Genomic DNA, 17,903 nt, shown 5'->3' on the forward strand with positions numbered 1-17,903 from the left:
TTTGCCGTTCAATTAACGATTTTATGGCAACGTACAAGAAAAAAGGGCATAAACCTACTTCAAAGGAAGAACAACAAAAACATGTTGAAGAAGAATCAACAACTGCAGAAGTGTTTAATACATTGGATGAAGGCGCAGGCAAAACGGAAGCCTGGGTTGCCAAAAATCAGAAATACATCTTCATTATTATTGGTGCTGCCGCATTGATCATTCTTGGATACCTTGCTTACAATGAGTTTGTACAGGAGCCAAAAGAAGCCGATGCTGCAAATGAAATGTACCAGGCTCAGGAGTATTTTGATGCAGCACTGGATGCATCGGGAGCGGAAAGTGATTCCCTTTATAATATGTCTTTAACAGGTGGGGAAGGAAAATACGGTTTCCTTGATATCATCGATAACTACGGAAGTACAGATGCAGCAAACCAAGCCCATTATTATGCGGGAATGGCATATTTGAATACTAGTAAATACCAGGAAGCAATTGATCATCTTGATGATTTCAATAGTGATGATGAAATACTTGCGCCATTGGCAAAAGGAGGAATGGGAGATGCTTTCATGCAACTTGATCAGCCGGAAGAAGCTTTAAGTTATTATGAAGAGGCTGCTTCTATGAGAAACAACAGTTTCACTACTCCAAAATTCCTATTAAAAGCTGCTATCACAGCCATTAATCTTGGTGAAGGTGAAAAAGCTGAAAAATTCCTTACCAGAATAGAAGATGAATTTCCAAATTCTGAACAGGCAACGCAGGTCCCTGGATATCTGGGACAGGCACAGGCAATGAAATAATATTATTTATGGCTACTGAAGGAAATAATCTTTCTGAATACGATAAAAACAAAGTCCCAAACGCGAAGGAATTCAGGTTTGGGATTGTTGTTTCTGAATGGAACGAGAACATTACCGAAGGCCTTTTCCAGGGAGCTTACGAAGCGCTGAAGGCTAATGGAGTGCTTGATCAAAGCATCTGGCGGTGGAATGTTCCGGGAAGCTTCGAACTTATCTACGGATGTAAAAAAATGGTAGAAACCTATGATATGCTGGATGCGGTAATCGCAATTGGTAGCGTCATTGAAGGTGAAACTAAACACTTTGATTTCGTGTGCCAGGGCGTTTCCCAGGGTATTAAAGATCTCAATGTACAGCAGGATATTCCTGTCATTTTTTGTGTGCTTACAGATCAAAATATGCAGCAGGCCATTGATAGGTCTGGTGGTAAGCATGGCAACAAAGGTACCGAAGCTGCGGTGGCAGCCATTAAAATGGCGAAACTTCGCTGGGACGCCAGGCTTTAACTTTTCTTTCTTACGGCATCGTTTTTGTTATTGATACTTTTGTGTATGGAAGCTTCGGTTTCTTATGCATTTTAAGTAAATTTGAGTATTCCATTAATAAAAGAAGAGCATCTTGAAAATCAATATATATAAAACCCGAAAAAACGCTCGTTATAATTATACCCCCCGTTATTATAAAGGTAAAGACACAGGTAATATTTATGATTTTAATTCCAGATTTCATAAATATAAGGAAACAACCAATGCCATAGATTTTGGTTCGCAATGGGCCGAAGCAAGGGAAAGCAGCCGTAACAGGGGGAACAGGGAAGTCAATACCCGTGTGTTGGTTATTATAGCTATCCTGGTGCTTATATTTCTCTGGATCATTGATTTTGATTTGTCAATCTTCTCGACCCCGCAATAAATGAATGATGTTATTCATCTTTTACCCGACCATGTTGCGAATCAAATTGCTGCGGGAGAAGTTGTGCAGCGGCCGGCATCGGTCATAAAGGAGCTTCTAGAAAATGCCATAGATGCCAGGGCAAACAGTATAAAAGTTATTATCAAAGAAGCGGGAAAGATCCTTATTCAGGTTATTGATGATGGGGCTGGAATGAGCCTTACAGATGCCAGACTGTGCTTTGAGCGGCATGCTACCTCTAAAATTAGTGCAGCAGAGGATCTTTTCAGCTTGAAAACTAAAGGTTTTCGTGGGGAGGCTTTGGCTTCAATTGCAGCAATTGCCCATGTGGAATTAAAGACCCGGCAGGAAGGTGATGAAGTAGGTACCTGTATTAAAATTGAAGGCAGTGAAGTGGTTTCTCAGGAACCAGTAGTAACTCCTGTAGGCACTTCCATTTGTGTTAAAAATCTTTTTTACAATATTCCGGCGAGGAGAAATTTCCTCAAGAGTGACGCTGTGGAAACACGACACATTATTGATGAATTTCAGCGGGTAGCACTAGCACATCCGACAATTCAATTTTCTCTTTTTCACAATGGAAGCGAGATCTTCCAGCTACCCGGAACAAATTACCGACAACGAATAGTAAATATCTTTGGAGGAAAAACCAATGAAAAACTGGTTCCCGTAGAAGAAGATACTGAAATTGTTAAGATCCACGGCTTTGTAGGAAAGCCTGAATTTGCAAAGCGCAGCAGGGGAGAGCAGTTCTTTTTTGTGAATGACAGGTTCATAAAAAGCCCTTATTTAAACCATGCTGTGGTGGCTGCTTTTGAAGGTCTTTTGAAAGATAAAGCCTATCCCAGCTATTTTCTATACCTGGACGTAGATCCAAAGAGCATTGATATTAATATCCATCCCACCAAAACAGAAATAAAGTTCGATGACGAGCACGCGTTATATTCCATTCTGCGGAGTTCGATCAAGCATAGCTTAGGTCAGTTTAACGTTGCGCCGGTATTGGATTTCGAGCGGGATGCGACACTGGATACGCCTTATGAATTTAATCAGAAAGGAGTGACGCCGCCAAAAGTAGAGGTGGACCGGAATTTCAATCCTTTTCAGGAGAGCAATTCAGTGTCGGGCTCTTACAGGCCTTCAGGGTTTAGAAAAGAATCTTCAGGCGGAAGCTGGGAGAGTTTATATTCGGGGCTTCAGCAGAAAGAATTCGGCACCCGGAATTCTGAAATGAATTCCATGGAATTTGAAAGCGATGAAGTAACCGGAAATCTTTTTGGTTCTTCCGAAGAAAAGGAATCAGGGAACCGGACTTTTCAGCTGAATAAGAAATATATTGTGAGCACGCTCAAAAGTGGGATTTTAGTTATAGATCAACACAGGGCTCATACAAGAATCCTCTATGAAGAACTCCTGAAAAGTATAACGGTAACAGCAGCGGTAAGTCAGCAATTGTTATTTCCGTTGATGCTCCAATTTTCTTCGCAGGAAATTGCCCTTCTAAAGGAAGCCAAGGAATCCCTGGAGCAAACGGGATTTGTTTTTTCTGAATTTAGTAAAGATTCAGTAGAAATAATTGGTATCCCCACCCTAATCTCCGAAAGTGAGGTTGCTATTTTACTGGAACAACTACTTTCGGACCTTGAGAATGAAGTTCCGGAAAGCGGATTTTCCCAGGCAGATATTCTGGCAAAATCTCTTGCAAAAGGAATGGCTGTAAAGTCGGGTACTGTACTTAATAATACTGAACAACAAAATATACTTAACAGTCTTTTTGCGTGTAAGGAAACAAACCTGACGCCGTATAACAGACAAATTTTCATAACCTTGACTGTAGACGAGTTGGATAAAAAATTTATGTAATGGGAAGAATTACCGAGACTGTAAAGGTCCTTTTAATCATTAATATCATCTTTTTTGTAGGTTCTTATACGATGGGAGATGAGGCTATTCGATTATTTGCCTTATGGTTTTTTGAGAATGAGAATTTTGGTGTGTGGCAGGTACTTACCCATATGTTCATGCATGGGAGTTTTATGCATATTCTTTTCAACATGTATGCGCTATGGGCTTTTGGAAGCCCAATAGAACAGGTGCTGGGACAAAAAAAGTTTATTTTCTTTTACTTTTCAGCAGGGATAGGGGCAGCAATCATACATAGTCTGGTCAATTATTTTCATTATCAACAGGGATATGAAGCCTTATTGGAGGCTGGATTGAATCCGGGAGAAATTTCGGCATATTTATCTGAATCTTTTTCATCTATCCGCAGGTCAGGCCAGTTTGGGATTCCTCCGGGAGTGGATACAGATACTTTACGGGCAATGCTAGAATCGTATGTTACTCCTGCAGTTGGAGCTTCGGGGGCAATTTATGGTATTCTTGTAGCGTTTGGAATGATGTTTCCCAATGTGGAATTATTTCTTTTATTTGTTCCGGTGCCCATTAAAGCAAAATACTTTATTCCTGCATTGATCGCGATCGATTTGTTTTCAGGATTTACAGGATATTCATTGTTTGGAGGTGGTATTGCGCATTTTGCACACGTGGGAGGTGCTTTATTTGGATTTATAATGATGTGGTATTGGAAGAAAAACCAGTTTAATCAAAATAGGTGGGATTAATGAGAATGTCTAATAGTTTAAGATATAAGCTGAATACTGCTACTGTAAGCGAGAAATTGATTGCAGTGAATGTGGCGGTGTTTCTACTTTTTTTCCTATTCAGGACACTTGCTTTTCTTTTTCAGTTCCCGGGTGATTTTTTGCTGGAATGGTTTGTTTTTCCGAAAGAATTAGGAGAGTTTCTTCTGAAGCCCTGGTCTATTATCACCTACGCTTTTCTGCATAGCGGGATATGGCACATCTTATCAAATATGCTGATCCTGTATTTCTCGGGAATCTATTTCCTGAATTATTTTTCGGGTAAGAAACTTCTTAATTTTTACTTTCTGGGTGCTATTTTTGGTGCTCTGGTTTATATGCTCAGCTATAATTTATTTCCGGCTTTTTCGGGTCTTGGAAGATCTTATTTACTGGGAGCTTCAGCAGCGGTTATGTCTGTTTTGGTTGGTATTGCCACGCATATTCCGCATATGAAAATACGGTTGCTGTTAATAGGGAGTATAAAATTCTGGTGGATTGCAGCATTTTTAGTGGTACTGGATATCATTCAGATTCCTATTAGCAACCCCGGCGGTCATCTGGCCCACCTGGGAGGTGCGGCCTTTGGCTATGTATATGCCAGGCAATTAGGTAAGGGCAATGATTTTGCTTCTGGTTTTGAAAAGATCCTGAACTGGTTTGGTTCTCTATTCAATTTCTCCTCTTCATCATCTACTACCAGTGGCCGTAGCAGGAGAAGTAATTTAAAAACGGTGCATCGCAAGAAAAATACTTCTGCAGGTACTTCTTATACTTCAACCAGGCGCAATAAGAAAGAGGAGCAGGAGAAAATAGATGCTATCCTTGATAAGATTAGTAAAAGTGGGTATGATAGCCTCTCAAAGCAGGAAAAGGATTACTTGTTCAATGCAGGAAAGGATAATTAATGAAAAATTTACGCTGGTTCGATAAATTTTTATTTCTTTTAAATTCGCTTTTTGCGGTAGCCTTACTGTTTACCTATCTCTTACCGTATATTCCACCTGATACTTTTGCGCTACTGGCTGTAATGAGCCTTACAGTGCCATTATTAATAATTATTAATGCAATTTTCCTTATTTACTGGATCTTACGGCTTAAAAAACAGCTGTTACTCCCTCTGGCAGTTTTATTACTGGGATTTAATCATGTTACCTCTATTTATGAATTCTCTGCACCCGAGGAAGAGGAAGTGCTGAATGGAGGATTATCAATTCTTTCTTACAACATAAGACAGTTTAACCAATTTAAATGGTCTGAGGATAAATCCATTCCCGAAAAAGTAACATCGTTTATAGCTGAAGAGGATCCGGATATCCTGGGGATGCAGGAATACTATGTAGGAGAACTCGATGTGGCGCTGGGTTTTCCACATAAATTTATCAAGCAGAAAAAGAGCAGTGCAGAATTCGGATTAGCTGTTTTTTCTAAATTTCCCATTATCAATTCCGGTTCCCTGGATTTTGATACCAGCAGTAACAATAATGCCATTTTTGCCGATATTGTGGTGAAGACAGATACGATTCGTATCATTAACGTGCACCTGCAATCATTTACCATCAAGCCTAATATGGACAAGATCCAAAAAGAGGAGTCAAAAAGGGTATTTTTAGGCATGGGACAAACTTTTGTCAAACAACAGGAGCAGTTGGAAAAAGTTCTGGGTCTTTATCATGAAAGTCCCTACCGTACTGTTATTCTTGGAGATTTCAATAATACAGCATATTCCTATATCTACAGAAAAGTAAGATCTGAAGGATTTAATGATGCTTATAAAGAAGAAGGCAACGGTTTCGGCCGGACGTTCGACTTTAAATTTTTTCCGTTACGAATAGATTATATATTTCCGGAGGAAAGTATTGAAACTCTTTCTTTTGAAACCTATGATGTGCCTTATTCCGATCATTTTCCAGTCAAAGCTAGCCTGAAGTTATAAGTCATCCGAAGAACGATATCCTGAATCATAGATAGTTTTGGTGTGTTTATTTTTGAAATCTCTATTGATCCAATCCCTTTAACTCTTGCCGCTCCAGGTAGGATATTGCATTAGGGCCTTCATTAAAGATGAGATCTACAATACTAAGGTTATTAAGATATCCTTTTTTGCTTTCAAAGACCTGGGTGTAAGGTTCCAGGTCCTGTTTTGTTTGAGATTTGGCATTGACGAGATACCTACCATCGGAAAGGGTTTCCGGTGCTACGGGGTCAAAAGTTTCTGTTTTCTTATACTCCAGTTCCAGCTGAAGACTTTCTAGCACTACTTCAAGACAATCGTAATTAAAGTCTAGCAGGAATTCATATTTTTTAGCATACAGAGGTTCAAAATCATCCTCATAAAATTCAAAGAAAGGGGAGGTGCGATAAGCAGATTGCACTGATTTCCAGTGTTGTTTCTGCCAGTGAAAATCATTCTCAACGCGTACATCCCTGTATTTTTGATGCTGCTTTTTTTCTCCGGTATGTTTGATGGGGATGTTGAGAAGCAATCTTCCATTGGCTCCATAAATATACATCCGGTTGCGGTAGGTTTGTTTCTGATAGTTATCTTCATTTTCAAAGATAACTTCCGGAGCCTTCGCTAGAGCTACAAACTGAGAGATAGGGCCAAAATAACAGGGGTGTAATAGCAACTGCTGCATTTCAGATAGGATTCTCTTAAGATTTTTTCTTTTTTCTGAAGTAACTGTACCCAAACCATCCTACTACAAGGATTAGGAAGTATGGGAGGTAAGAAACCGGCTGTCCCTGGCCACCTACTGTAGTGAACATACGTTCCCAACGGATTTTGTCAAATCCGGAACCGTTTGGATCAATACTCAGCCAGATAAATACGGGTTTACCTACCACGTGGTTTTCGGGAACATATCCCCAGTAGCGGCTGTCTTCACTGTTGTGACGATTGTCACCCATCATCCAGTAATAATCCTGTTTGAAGGTGTAAGAGGTGATAGGATCGCCATTTAAAAGCACCTGGGTGCCATCCACAGCAAGCTGGTTGTCTATTCCCATCTCGTGACCTTCATAGTCTTCAATGATACGACGATAAAGCGAGAAGGAGGTAAGGTTCATTTCCACGGTTTCTCCCCTTTTGGGAATATAAACAGAACCCATATTATCCTGGTTCCAGTTTACCTTCCGGTTATTTGGGAAGATGCGGACATCTTTTTCAGTTTCAGGGGCACGTACCCGTTCTATGGTAGCCACGTTTGGATTATTCCGTAGTCTCTGGTAGGCCTCTTCTGTTAAGGCTTGAAAAACAAACTGATTGGTATTTGGATCATAACCAAATCCGTCAGTGATATCATATTCCCTTAAGATGTTAGGATGGAAACCCTGCCCGGTGGTAGTTCCGAAGTAGGAATATTGAGGTTTTGCTCTTTCCGGTAAACTAAGAGGCTCATTGTTAATATAGATCTTCCCGTCAACGATTTTCAGGGAATCGCCGGGTAAACCTACCGCTCTTTTTACGTAATTGGATTTCTTATCTACAGGCTTGTCATAACGAGCGCCTGAAGCATCGAAAAATTGTCTAACCGTATCCACCGGCCAGTTGAAAACGACAATGTCATTTCTTTCAATATTCTGAAACCCCGGAAGTCTGAAATATGGAATTTGAGGTGCATTTAAATAAGATTTGACTCCCAGTACCGGGATAGTATCATGTACCATTGGAAATGCAACAGAAGTAAGGGGAGTTCGTGCTCCGTAATGGAATTTGCTCACAAAAAGATAATCCCCTACGAGTAATGTTTTTTCCAAAGAGGAAGTAGGAATGGTAAAAGGCTGCATCACGTACGTATGTACGATAGTTGCTGCTATAATGGCAAAAAGAATGGAGCTTATCCATTCTCCCGCAACGCTTCCGGGTTGTAAAGAACGCTCTTCTTTGTAAGTCACATCGGCAATATAATTCACGTAGAATATATAGAGCCCCAGAGTAACGATCACCAGGATAGTATCTGCAGTAGAGGTTTTTCCGAAGCTCCTTATGGTTTCTACCCATACCACCGGAAACATGATCAAATTTACTACCGGAATGAATAGAAGGATGGTCCACCACCAGGGCCTGTGGATGATCTTCATTAAAACTACCGCATTGTAAACGGGAATTGCAGCTTCCCAGGCTTTTCTACCTGCTTTTTGATATAATCTCCAGGTTCCCAGGAAATGTATCAACTGGATAACGAGAAAAAACAGGATCCATTCTATAAATATCATGTGTGTTCTTTGTGTTTATTGGTGTGGAAAAAGAGGTAAGTGTTACATGTTTTGGAATAAAACATCCTTCATGGTAAAAACACCCTGTTTTCCATTAAGCCATTCCGAAGCAATAACTGCGCCTAAAGCAAATCCTTCGCGGGAATGCGCAATGTGTTCAATTTTTATGGTGTCTACCTTAGATTCGTAGGATATGGTATGTGTTCCCGGCACATTCTCTATTCTTTTTGCCGTAATAGGAATTTCATCCTCACCCGCAGTGTCCAATTTCCAGCCTTTTTTGTTGTTATTTGCGATGATCTGTTCAGCCAGTGTAATAGCAGTGCCACTGGGAGCATCAAGTTTTTGGGTGTGATGTACTTCTTCCATGGAGACGGAATAATCTTTAAAACCACTCATCATTTTCGCCAGATTCTTATTCAGCTCAAAAAAGAGGTTTACTCCAAGGCTAAAATTAGATGCATAAATGAATCCCGAGTTGTTCTCATTACAAACTCTCACTGCTTCTTCATATTTTTTAAGCCAGCCTGTAGTCCCCGAAATCACCGGTACTCCCTGTTGAAAGCAGCTGGTAATATTTCTGAAAGCCGCATCTGGAATACTAAAATCTATAGCTATATCGGTAGTTTTTAGATCGTGGTTGGCAATATCATCAGATATTCTGTGAGTGATGGTGTGGCCACGTTCCTGTGCAATTTTTTCAATGGTTTTACCCATTTTTCCGTAGCCTATAAGTGCAATCTTCATTGTTTAGAAATTGAAATTTAATGAGAGTCCGTAGCCCGTCCTTCCGCTAAACTGGTCGTAATTAAAAGCGGGCTTCAGGCTTAGATCTTCGCTCACGTTAAATTGTTGTAAGTGAGCATCTACATTGGCGTCAATGATATTCAGAGCATACATTCCCACGATAACCAGAATGGAAATTTCTTTATTTCTTTGATAAAATTCCTGCGCATCAATTAACCTGGGAGTAGAGAGAATGGGTTCTCCGTTTTCATTAGAAAATTCATCGTCGGTTCTGCCGGCAAGCCTGCTTTTGTAAGCACTTCTGTACCGGTCATATTGATCGTCATTGTTGAGGTAGAAATAAACACCTACGCCAAGAGCTGTATAGACAATCGGGATTTTCCAGTATTTATCATTGTAGGCCTGGCCCAGGCCGGGCAAAACAGCCGAGTAAAAAGCTGCCCTGGCAGGAGCAAGGGCATCGTATGGTTTGTAACTGGGTTCTTCCTTTTCAGGTACGATAAGTTCTTCTGTGCTTACAGAAATGGAGTCTTGTTGCGCAAAGAAAGGAGTGGCAAAAAAAAATGAGATTAGTAGAAAAAGGAGATTTTTAATCTTCACCCTGTATGATTTTTTTAAGCCTATTGAAATCTTCTTCAGAAGAAAAAGGAATAATTAATCTTCCATTTCCCTTTTTTGCAACCTTCACATCCACTTTTGCGCCTAAATATTCTGAAAATTCTTTGACGCTTTTCCGAAGGTTTTTAGGTAAAGCAACGGGTTTTGGTGCTGCTTTTTCCACACTCTGTCCTTCCTGAAGATTTTTTACCAGTTTTTCTGTTTCTCTCACAGAAAGGGAGTTTGCAAGGATCTTTTCATAGATTTCCAGTTGCACCTGGGTATCTTCAATATTGATTAAGGCTCTACCATGACCCATGGACAGGAATCCATCCCGCATACCGGTTTGTACTATTGGATCCAGTTTTAGAAGTCGGAGGTAATTTGCAATAGTAGAACGATTTTTTCCAACACGTTCACTTAATTGTTCTTGCGTAAGGTTGATCTCATCAATTAAACGCTGATAGGAAAGGGAGATCTCGATAGGATCAAGGTCCTGCCGCTGAATGTTCTCTACCAAAGCCATTTCCAGAGATTCCTGATCGTTGGCAATACGAATATACGCCGGAATCGTTTCCAGCCCAATCAATTTGGAGGCACGAAAACGTCGTTCTCCCGAAACCAGCTGGTATTTGTTATAATCTAATTTTCGTACGGTAATTGGCTGTATCACCCCTAATTCCCGGATCGAAGAAGCAAGTTCCCGTAATGATTCTTCATTGAAACTCGTTCTCGGCTGAAAAGGATTGACTTCAATAGCATCCAGGTCAAGTTCCACAATATGACCAACGAGTTTATCGGCATTTTTATCTTCAGCAGATTTTATATCATTTTGAGGATCCTTCAGCAGTGCTGAAAGTCCTCTTCCCAACGCTTGTTTCTTGGTAGCCTTCGCCATCTTCTCCTAAATGTTTTTCTTAATAATTTCGTGGGCCAGACTCAAATAATTACTGGCTCCCTTACTACCGGCATCATAATTTATGATGCTCTCTCCATAACTGGGGGCTTCACTTAAACGCACATTTCGCTGAATGATTGTTTTAAAGACCATTTCATCAAAATGCTTTTGTACTTCTTCCACTACCTGATTGGACAGGCGCAGTCTTGAATCGTACATGGTCAATAAAAGGCCTTCAATATCTAAATTTTTATTGTGTATCTTTTGTACACTTTTTATCGTATTCAGCAGTTTGCCAAGACCTTCCAGGGCGAAATATTCACACTGTATCGGGATGATGACCGAGTCGGCTGCCGTCAAGGCATTCAATGTAAGCAACCCTAAAGAAGGTGCACAATCTATCAGGACATAGTCATATTGATCTTTTAGGTGCTCAATCGCTTTTTTGAGCATATATTCCCGCTCTTCCTGGTCTACAAGTTCTATTTCTATGGCAACAAGATCAATATGTGCCGGAATGATATCGAGGTTTGGGGACTCCGTTTTTATAATGGCTTCTTCAGCTTTAGAGGAATGTTCCAGTAATTGGTACGTTCCAATTTCGACCGTCTCCACATCAATACCTAATCCTGAGGTGGCATTGGCCTGCGGATCTGCATCAATCAATAAAACTTTTTTCTCCAGCACTCCCAGACATGCTGCCAGGTTCACAGAAGTGGTAGTTTTTCCTACTCCTCCTTTTTGATTTGCAATGGCAATGATTTTACCCATTAAGTATTTTGGATTTTAAGAGGTAAAAATACAATTTATTATAGGTTTACGAAAGGTATTTTGTTAACAGGTTTTTAATAGGGGTGAACGGTTGTAGTTGGTTGATAATATGTGGTGTACACTAGTGACGATGTAAAGTTGTAAACCTGGAAAAAGTCTCGGAATTATTACTTCTGAAGGTAGCTTCGAAGATTTGGCCTTCGTTGCTTAACAGGCAAATTCGCTTTGGTTGTCCATAAAACTGAATACCTGCATCAAACCAGAACAAAAAATCCGAAGGCGAAAATCGGAAATCTCATCCCGATGCTCTCTCCGAAGTTTGTTGAACTATATCACATCTTCATAATATCACTGCATCACTCGTCACCCTTTTTTCGCTTTGATCATGGCCTCCAGCTGATCCCACATTTCTTCTGGAATGGCTTCCAGAAGGTTGAACTGGCCGGCACCTTTTAGCCACTCCCCACCATCTATGGTAATAACTTCCCCGTTCATATACGCTGAGAAATCTGATACCAGGTAAGCCGCCAGATTTGCCAGTTCCTGATGTTCACCAACTCTCTTAAGCGGAACTTTTTTGGCCAGATCGAATTTATCTTTTAAATCCCCCGGCAGTAATCTGTCCCAGGCTCCTTTGGTCGGAAAAGGTCCGGGCGCAATGGCGTTAAACCTGATTCCATACTTTGCCCATTCTACCGCTAAAGACCTGGTCATCGCCAGCACTCCTGCTTTTGCAGTAGCACTCGGTACCACATAAGCCGAACCAGTCCAGGCGTAGGTGGTAACAATATTCAGAACGGTTTTGTTCTTTTCACCTTTATCGATCCAGTGTTTTCCGAAGGCAAGGGTGCAGTTTTTACTTCCCTTTAGCACAATATCTATGATAGTGTCAAATGCGTTGGCGCTTAATCTCTCGGTGGGGGATATGAAGTTGCCTGCAGCATTGTTCAGAAGAATGTCCACAGATCCGAATTTTTCCAGCGTTTGCTGAAGCATTTCCTCTACCTGATCGTAGTGCCGCACATCGCATTGCACAGGAAAGCAAGTTCCGCCGGTTGCTTCTTCCAGCTCTTTCGCTGTATTCTGCAATTTTTCAAGGTTCCTGGAAGTGATGGCAACATTTGCGCCGAGTTCCAGAAAATATTTTGTCATTGCTTTTCCGAGTCCGCTGCCACCGCCGGTAACCACAATGTTTTTGCCTTTTAAAGCGTCATCACGAAGCATTTTTTTAGTATAATCCATGGTAGATATGAGATTTTAGATCTGAGATCAAAGATATCAGAAGTGAATAATTAATAATTAAAGAACAAAGAATCAAGAAACAGGAACAAAAAACTAGGACAAAAAACTATTCGTCTATGAGAATTTCCAGTAACTGTATTGCTGCTTTGCTTATGGTAGTTCCGGGACCGAAAACAGCCACTGCACCTGCATCAAAAAGAAACTGATAATCCTGGGAAGGAATTACCCCTCCCACAATGACCATTATATCTTCCCGACCATATTTCTTCAGTTCTTCGATGACCTGCGGTACCAGCGTTTTATGGCCTGCGGCCAAAGAAGACACTCCCAAAATATGCACGTCGTTTTCAGCCGCTTGTTTGGCAGCTTCTGCTGGGGTTTGGAAAAGTGGCCCTATATCTACATCGAAACCTACATCGGCATAGCCTGTAGCCACTACCTTTGCGCCACGGTCATGCCCGTCCTGACCCATTTTTGCGATCATAATCCTGGGCCTTCTTCCTTCTTTTTCAGCAAAATGATCTGCCAGTTCTCTAGCCTTTTTAAAAGAGGAATCTTCTTTTATTTGTTTTGAATACACTCCGCTAAAGGATTGAATGGTTGCTTTATATCGGCCGTACACTTCTTCCAGTGCATTGCTTATTTCTCCTAAAGTGGCTCTTTCCCGAGCTGCTTCTACTGCTAAAGCTAGTAAATTTCCTTCTTTCGTGCGGGCTGCTTCGGTTATATTTTTAAGTGCGGCGGTTACTTTTTCCTGATTTCTTTCTTGTCTGATCTTCTCAAGAAGCTCCATCTGTTGTCTCCTCACCGTCTGGTTATCGACTTCTAGGGTGACAATGGGGTCTTCTTTTTCCAGCCTGTATTTGTTCACTCCAACTATGATGTCCTGACCGCTGTCTATGCGTGCCTGTTTAACCGCTGCAGCTTCTTCAATGCGGAGCTTCGGAATACCTTTTTCAATGGCTTTTGTCATTCCGCCCAATTCTTCCACTTCTTCAATCAGTTTCCAGGCTTTTTCAGCAATCTCGTTGGTAAGGCTTTCTACGTAATAACTACCCGCCCACGGATCTACCGTTCTGGTAATCTGAGTTTCCTTCTGAAGGTGGATTTGTGTATTTCTGGCAATCCTGGCTGAAAAATCTGTTGGTAGGGCAATGGCTTCATCCAGCGCATTGGTGTGTAAACTCTGAGTTCCGCCAAAAGCTGCGGCTGCGGCTTCTATGGTTGTTCTCGCCACGTTGTTAAAAGGATCCTGTTCGGTTAAACTCCATCCACTGGTTTGGCAATGGGTTCTTAGGGCGAGGGATTTTTTGTTCTTCGGATTGAATTGCTTTACGAGTTTTGCCCATAAAGCCCGTGCTGCCCTCATCTTTGCAATTTCTGCGAAGTGATCAAGCCCAATTCCCCAGAAAAAGGACAATCGCGGAGCAAAAGTGTCAATATCCATTCCCGCATCCAGGCCTTTCCGAATGTATTCGAGTCCGTCGGCGAGAGTATATGCCAGCTCGATTTCACTGGTTGCACCGGCTTCCTGCATGTGGTATCCTGAGATGCTAATGCTGTTGAACCGTGGCATATTTTTAGAACTATATTCAAAAATATCTGAGATGATCTTCATCGACGGAGTAGGAGGGTAGATGTAAGTGTTTCGTACCATGAACTCCTTCAGAATATCATTTTGTATGGTTCCTGAAAGTAATTCCGGTTCCACACCCTGTTCTTCGGCAGCAACAATGTAAAAGGCCATAATAGGCAATACCGCTCCATTCATGGTCATGGAAACCGACATTTTATCCAGCGGAATCTGGTCGAAAAGGATTTTCATGTCCTCTACAGAATCTATGGCAACTCCAGCTTTTCCAACATCCCCAACCACTCTTTCATGGTCACTGTCATAGCCCCGATGAGTAGGAAGATCAAACGCCACCGACAGTCCTTTTTGGCCGGCAGCGAGGTTTCTTCTGTAAAAAGCATTACTTTCTTCCGCAGTTGAAAAGCCGGCATATTGCCTAACGGTCCAGGGCCTTGTTACATACATTGTGCTGTAAGGACCCCGCAGGTAAGGAGGGGTGCCTGCACCAAATTTCAGGTGCTTAAGGCCTTCAATATCTTTTTGAGAATAGGTTTTTTGCTCCCTGTTTTCAGAAGGTTCTTTTTCTGTGTTTTCTTTTGGAGCATCAACACTATCATTTAAACTTATATGCTGAAGGTTTTTTCTATTCATTCCTCAATTATTTTATAGGTCCACTTATTGCTCCTCTGATTCCGGGCAAACTCATTAAAGAAAATTCCGGAAGAAACAATAATAGCTCCGGCCGTCAAAAGACCATTTCCTGTCTGCTGTTGATTGGGCCACATGTGCAGCAATCCTCCAGAAAGGGTGAGAAATGACCCAAAAATAATGAGTCCTGTTCCTGCTATCCCGGCACCGATGGACCTGCTTTTAATATTTGTAATTCGATGTAGTTCTATATTGAACCCCTCAACTTTAATAGTGTTGTTATCTACTATATGTAGTCTGCCAATATATTTTACTCCTTCTGTGGTTTTTACTTTTATCCTTTTGTTTTCTTTAAAAGTCCGCACTTTATCTGTACGGGTTTTGCTCATCTCCAAAACCTGTTGTTGAGCAAATAGCGGAAGGCAAAAAACAAATGAGCATATGAGAAGTATTTCGCGCATGAGTGGTTATTTTTCTTGCTCCAGTCGTTGCTGTTCAGATTTTTCGGCGAGTCTCCTCTCCAGGATCGGCGGGATAAGTGTTTTTCGGGGATGCTTTTTCAGGAATGGGAATAATTCCAGATCGTTCTTCATTTTATCCTCTTTGTTGGCATATTTATTTGATCCAACGAGCACCAATTTTCCGTTTTCGAACTGTTCTTCTTCCTTACGGGCGCTTTCTGAGATTTTCTTCTGAATAATTCCCTCTTTCAGTTGCTTTAGGAATCCGCCACCATTTTCGATATCCTTAAATATTTCCAGTGCTTTTTCGGCAAACTGCCGGGTGAGGGTTTCGATGTAATAGCTGCCTTCCGCTGGATTGGCAGCCTTTTCAAAGTAGCTTTCGTTTTTAAGGATCAGTAACTGATTCCTGGCAATACGTCTTCCGAAGTCATTGTCTTTGTGAAAAATGGCATCGTATGGCATGTTGCAAATGCTGTTTGCGCCACCCAAAGCTGCACTCATACATTCGGTGGTAGTACGAAGCAGGTTCACATTATAATCATAAATAGTTTTATTCCTTTTGGAGGGTTGTGTGAGGATGTAGCAGTTTTCTGAAACTTCAAATTCCTTTGCTATTGTGGCGTACAGGAGACGAAGGGCCCGAAGTTTTGCAATTTCAAAAAAATAATTTGTTCCAATTGAAGTTGAAAAAAGTATTTCCGGTGCCGGTTTTTTTTCTGCTGAAGGATAATTTTCGAAATGATTTAAGTATTCTGTTGCGTGAGCAAGGGCATACGCCAGTTGCTGCGGAATAGAAGCACCTGCATTCTGGTAAAGCCCCATATTTACACTTACAACAGATTTAAAACCTTCCGCTTTTGAAACAACTTCATTCAACGATGAAAAGTCATCATTCATGTTTTTGTACCAGTTGCCGCTTCGGGCAAGATTTCCAATAATGTCCAGTTGTAAATTCACCTGAAAGTCCCTTCCTAAAAAGAAATCTTTTAGGCGAGAAATATATTCCGCAGAAAAGAATTCAAAGCTGATATATAGTGTAATATTTTCTCTGACTTCTGAAAATATTCGTTCAGGCTCAATTTCTTCCGAAGGAATAATGAACCAAAGGCTTTCTGCGCCTTTTTCAAGTGCATTCAGTGCCTTTTTATTGGCTTTTTCAGAAGAAACCACATATATTTTTTCGCAAATATCCCAGCCAGAAGGAGCATTTACAGAAACAGGCTGTGGAGATTCATCGGGATGGTAAAAAGGGTTTACAGCTACGCAGTCATTAGATTTCCAAACCAGGGTTTCATTATAATCGGCACCTTTTAGGTCGAACTGGATCTTTTGTTTCCATTGCTTTGCTGAAACTTCATCAAATTCACTGAACAAATTATCACTCATTGTTTTCGTTGGTTTTGTAGGAGCTCGTGAAAAGAAAAATGTTTCGGGTTCTAATTATCCTCTTCTGCGTGCTCGATAATAAAGATCTCTTCATTTTCCCGCTTCATGAAATATTCGCGGCGTGCAAATTCTTCCAGCTCCAGGGAATCATCAAGTTTGTCGATAATGGCTTTATCACTTGCAATCTGGTCGAGGTAATACTCCTTATTTTTATTAAGGTCGTTTACTTCCATATCTAATTCGCGGTGCACAAGCCAGGAGTTACTGTCCAAAAAGAGCATCCAGAATATAAAAGCCACCATAACGAGCAAGTACTTGTTACTGGCAATCCTGAACCATTTTTTATTTCGGAGCTGTTTTAGCTTCATAATTCGAAAGATACGAAATTAGAGTAAACGTTGTCGAATGATTGTCTGAACAATATCAACAGCTACGGTATTGTACCGGTTGGTGGGAATGATAATATCAGCAAATTCTTTAGTAGGTTCTATAAATTGCTGATGCATAGGCTTAAGTGTGGTTTGGTAACGCCATAAAACTTCGTCCAGATCACGACCACGTTCGTTAATATCTCTTTTTAACCTTCTAATGAGCCGCTCATCACTATCTGCATGTACATAGATTTTGATGTCGAACATATCCCGTACATCGGTATGGGTGAGGATCAAAATCCCTTCCACGATCAAAACTTTTCTTGGGTGAATCGTCCTAGTCTCTCCGGTACGGTTGTGTTCTTTGAAAGAATAGAGGGGCTCTTCAATGGAATTTCCAGCCTTAAGTTCTTTAAGATGTTCCACCAGCAGGTCGAAATCAATAGATTTTGGGTGGTCGAAATTGATCTTTTTACGATCTTCAAAACTTAAATGGCTGGTATCCTGATAGTAGGAATCCTGTGAAATTACATCAACCTCCTCATTTTTTAACTCTTCAATGATCTGGTTTACTACGGTTGTTTTTCCACTTCCGGTTCCCCCGGCAATTCCAATAATGAGCATAGGATATTTTTTCGGG

Annotated in this window: 19 protein-coding genes; 7 read left to right on the forward strand and 12 right to left on the reverse strand. The window is 41.0% G+C overall.

What is annotated here, in order from left to right:
- The first annotated feature begins 23 nt into the window (after window positions 1-23).
- The 7 genes from IE056_RS13660 to IE056_RS13690 all read left to right on the forward strand — a co-directional run bounded on the left by IE056_RS13660 (window position 24) and on the right by IE056_RS13690 (window position 6,284).
- Entirely contained in the window at window positions 24-794 is a 771-nt protein-coding gene (locus IE056_RS13660; RefSeq protein ID WP_189605275.1) for a tetratricopeptide repeat protein, read from the forward strand.
- 8 nt (window positions 795-802) lie between these two features.
- Complete coding sequence (ribH, locus tag IE056_RS13665; RefSeq protein ID WP_189605276.1) at window positions 803-1,300, forward strand: 6,7-dimethyl-8-ribityllumazine synthase; 498 nt, start codon at window positions 803-805, stop codon at window positions 1,298-1,300.
- Window positions 1,301-1,412: 112 nt separating this feature from the next.
- Window positions 1,413-1,706, forward strand: coding sequence for a hypothetical protein (locus tag IE056_RS13670; protein ID WP_189605277.1), 294 nt, complete (start codon window positions 1,413-1,415; stop codon window positions 1,704-1,706).
- Window positions 1,707-3,569: a DNA mismatch repair endonuclease MutL gene (mutL, locus tag IE056_RS13675; RefSeq protein WP_189605278.1), complete on the forward strand. Its 1,863-nt coding sequence runs from the start codon at window positions 1,707-1,709 to the stop codon at window positions 3,567-3,569.
- Entirely contained in the window at window positions 3,569-4,330 is a 762-nt protein-coding gene (locus tag IE056_RS13680) for a rhomboid family intramembrane serine protease (protein WP_189605279.1), read from the forward strand. The genes mutL and IE056_RS13680 overlap by 1 nt, the downstream gene beginning before the upstream one ends.
- On the forward strand, window positions 4,330-5,256 hold the full coding sequence (locus tag IE056_RS13685) for a rhomboid family intramembrane serine protease (protein ID WP_189605280.1): 927 nt from the start codon (window positions 4,330-4,332) through the stop codon (window positions 5,254-5,256). The genes IE056_RS13680 and IE056_RS13685 overlap by 1 nt, the downstream gene beginning before the upstream one ends.
- Window positions 5,256-6,284, forward strand: coding sequence for an endonuclease/exonuclease/phosphatase family protein (locus tag IE056_RS13690; RefSeq protein ID WP_189605281.1), 1,029 nt, complete (start codon window positions 5,256-5,258; stop codon window positions 6,282-6,284). The genes IE056_RS13685 and IE056_RS13690 overlap by 1 nt, the downstream gene beginning before the upstream one ends.
- A gap of 61 nt (window positions 6,285-6,345) precedes the next feature.
- Here the strand turns inward: IE056_RS13690 and IE056_RS13695 are convergent, their stop codons facing one another.
- The 12 genes from IE056_RS13695 to udk form a co-directional block, all read right to left on the reverse strand.
- A complete protein-coding gene (locus tag IE056_RS13695; protein WP_189605282.1) occupies window positions 6,346-6,987 on the reverse strand; it encodes a WbqC family protein in 642 nt (213 codons plus the stop codon).
- A 16-nt stretch (window positions 6,988-7,003) separates the two neighbouring features.
- Window positions 7,004-8,566 carry a signal peptidase I gene (gene lepB / locus IE056_RS13700; RefSeq protein WP_189605283.1) on the reverse strand — a complete coding sequence of 521 codons (1,563 nt, stop codon included), beginning with the start codon at window positions 8,564-8,566 and terminating at the stop codon, window positions 7,004-7,006.
- 42 nt (window positions 8,567-8,608) lie between these two features.
- Entirely contained in the window at window positions 8,609-9,313 is a 705-nt protein-coding gene (gene dapB, locus IE056_RS13705; protein ID WP_189605284.1) for a 4-hydroxy-tetrahydrodipicolinate reductase, read from the reverse strand.
- 3 nt (window positions 9,314-9,316) lie between these two features.
- Window positions 9,317-9,907, reverse strand: coding sequence for a DUF5683 domain-containing protein (locus IE056_RS13710; RefSeq protein WP_189605309.1), 591 nt, complete (start codon window positions 9,905-9,907; stop codon window positions 9,317-9,319).
- Window positions 9,903-10,808: a ParB/RepB/Spo0J family partition protein gene (locus tag IE056_RS13715; RefSeq protein WP_189605285.1), complete on the reverse strand. Its 906-nt coding sequence runs from the start codon at window positions 10,806-10,808 to the stop codon at window positions 9,903-9,905. Before IE056_RS13715 ends, IE056_RS13710 begins: the two co-directional genes overlap by 5 nt.
- Window positions 10,809-10,814: 6 nt before the next feature.
- The gene (locus IE056_RS13720) at window positions 10,815-11,579 is read right to left on the reverse strand and encodes a ParA family protein (protein WP_189605286.1); all 765 of its coding nucleotides are present in this window, start codon (window positions 11,577-11,579) and stop codon (window positions 10,815-10,817) included.
- A 363-nt stretch (window positions 11,580-11,942) separates the two neighbouring features.
- Window positions 11,943-12,821, reverse strand: coding sequence for an SDR family oxidoreductase (locus IE056_RS13725; protein ID WP_189605287.1), 879 nt, complete (start codon window positions 12,819-12,821; stop codon window positions 11,943-11,945).
- Between the two features lie 106 nt (window positions 12,822-12,927).
- Window positions 12,928-15,045 carry a methylmalonyl-CoA mutase gene (gene scpA / locus IE056_RS13730; RefSeq protein WP_189605288.1) on the reverse strand — a complete coding sequence of 706 codons (2,118 nt, stop codon included), beginning with the start codon at window positions 15,043-15,045 and terminating at the stop codon, window positions 12,928-12,930.
- Window positions 15,042-15,503 carry a hypothetical protein gene (locus IE056_RS13735; protein ID WP_189605289.1) on the reverse strand — a complete coding sequence of 154 codons (462 nt, stop codon included), beginning with the start codon at window positions 15,501-15,503 and terminating at the stop codon, window positions 15,042-15,044. Before IE056_RS13735 ends, scpA begins: the two co-directional genes overlap by 4 nt.
- A 6-nt stretch (window positions 15,504-15,509) precedes the next feature.
- Window positions 15,510-16,892, reverse strand: a complete 1,383-nt coding sequence (locus IE056_RS13740) for a methylmalonyl-CoA mutase subunit beta (RefSeq protein ID WP_189605290.1) — start codon at window positions 16,890-16,892, stop codon at window positions 15,510-15,512.
- Window positions 16,893-16,942: 50 nt separating this feature from the next.
- The gene (locus IE056_RS13745) at window positions 16,943-17,260 is read right to left on the reverse strand and encodes an FtsB family cell division protein (protein ID WP_189605291.1); all 318 of its coding nucleotides are present in this window, start codon (window positions 17,258-17,260) and stop codon (window positions 16,943-16,945) included.
- 18 nt (window positions 17,261-17,278) lie between these two features.
- Window positions 17,279-17,887 carry a uridine kinase gene (udk, locus tag IE056_RS13750; RefSeq protein ID WP_189605292.1) on the reverse strand — a complete coding sequence of 203 codons (609 nt, stop codon included), beginning with the start codon at window positions 17,885-17,887 and terminating at the stop codon, window positions 17,279-17,281.
- Window positions 17,888-17,903: the final 16 nt, after the last annotated feature.

The sequence above is a fragment of the Salinimicrobium marinum genome (assembly GCF_014651535.1).
Taxonomy (GTDB): Bacteria; Bacteroidota; Bacteroidia; order Flavobacteriales; family Flavobacteriaceae; genus Salinimicrobium; species Salinimicrobium marinum.

What these genes read in the sequence shown, in the direction of transcription:
- IE056_RS13660 (WP_189605275.1), top strand. Translation starts at nt 24, where the DNA reads ATGGCAACGTACAAGAAAAAAGGGCATAAACCTACTTCAAAGGAAGAA.
- ribH (WP_189605276.1), top strand. Translation starts at nt 803, where the DNA reads ATGGCTACTGAAGGAAATAATCTTTCTGAATACGATAAAAACAAAGTC.
- mutL (WP_189605278.1), top strand. Translation starts at nt 1,707, where the DNA reads ATGAATGATGTTATTCATCTTTTACCCGACCATGTTGCGAATCAAATT.
- IE056_RS13680 (WP_189605279.1), top strand. Translation starts at nt 3,569, where the DNA reads ATGGGAAGAATTACCGAGACTGTAAAGGTCCTTTTAATCATTAATATC.
- IE056_RS13685 (WP_189605280.1), top strand. Translation starts at nt 4,330, where the DNA reads ATGAGAATGTCTAATAGTTTAAGATATAAGCTGAATACTGCTACTGTA.
- IE056_RS13690 (WP_189605281.1), top strand. Translation starts at nt 5,256, where the DNA reads ATGAAAAATTTACGCTGGTTCGATAAATTTTTATTTCTTTTAAATTCG.
- IE056_RS13695 (WP_189605282.1), bottom strand. Translation starts at nt 6,987, where the DNA reads ATGCAGCAGTTGCTATTACACCCCTGTTATTTTGGCCCTATCTCTCAG.
- lepB (WP_189605283.1), bottom strand. Translation starts at nt 8,566, where the DNA reads ATGATATTTATAGAATGGATCCTGTTTTTTCTCGTTATCCAGTTGATA.
- dapB (WP_189605284.1), bottom strand. Translation starts at nt 9,313, where the DNA reads ATGAAGATTGCACTTATAGGCTACGGAAAAATGGGTAAAACCATTGAA.
- IE056_RS13715 (WP_189605285.1), bottom strand. Translation starts at nt 10,808, where the DNA reads ATGGCGAAGGCTACCAAGAAACAAGCGTTGGGAAGAGGACTTTCAGCA.
- IE056_RS13720 (WP_189605286.1), bottom strand. Translation starts at nt 11,579, where the DNA reads ATGGGTAAAATCATTGCCATTGCAAATCAAAAAGGAGGAGTAGGAAAA.
- IE056_RS13725 (WP_189605287.1), bottom strand. Translation starts at nt 12,821, where the DNA reads ATGGATTATACTAAAAAAATGCTTCGTGATGACGCTTTAAAAGGCAAA.
- scpA (WP_189605288.1), bottom strand. Translation starts at nt 15,045, where the DNA reads ATGAATAGAAAAAACCTTCAGCATATAAGTTTAAATGATAGTGTTGAT.
- IE056_RS13735 (WP_189605289.1), bottom strand. Translation starts at nt 15,503, where the DNA reads ATGCGCGAAATACTTCTCATATGCTCATTTGTTTTTTGCCTTCCGCTA.
- IE056_RS13740 (WP_189605290.1), bottom strand. Translation starts at nt 16,892, where the DNA reads ATGAGTGATAATTTGTTCAGTGAATTTGATGAAGTTTCAGCAAAGCAA.
- IE056_RS13745 (WP_189605291.1), bottom strand. Translation starts at nt 17,260, where the DNA reads ATGAAGCTAAAACAGCTCCGAAATAAAAAATGGTTCAGGATTGCCAGT.
- udk (WP_189605292.1), bottom strand. Translation starts at nt 17,887, where the DNA reads ATGCTCATTATTGGAATTGCCGGGGGAACCGGAAGTGGAAAAACAACC.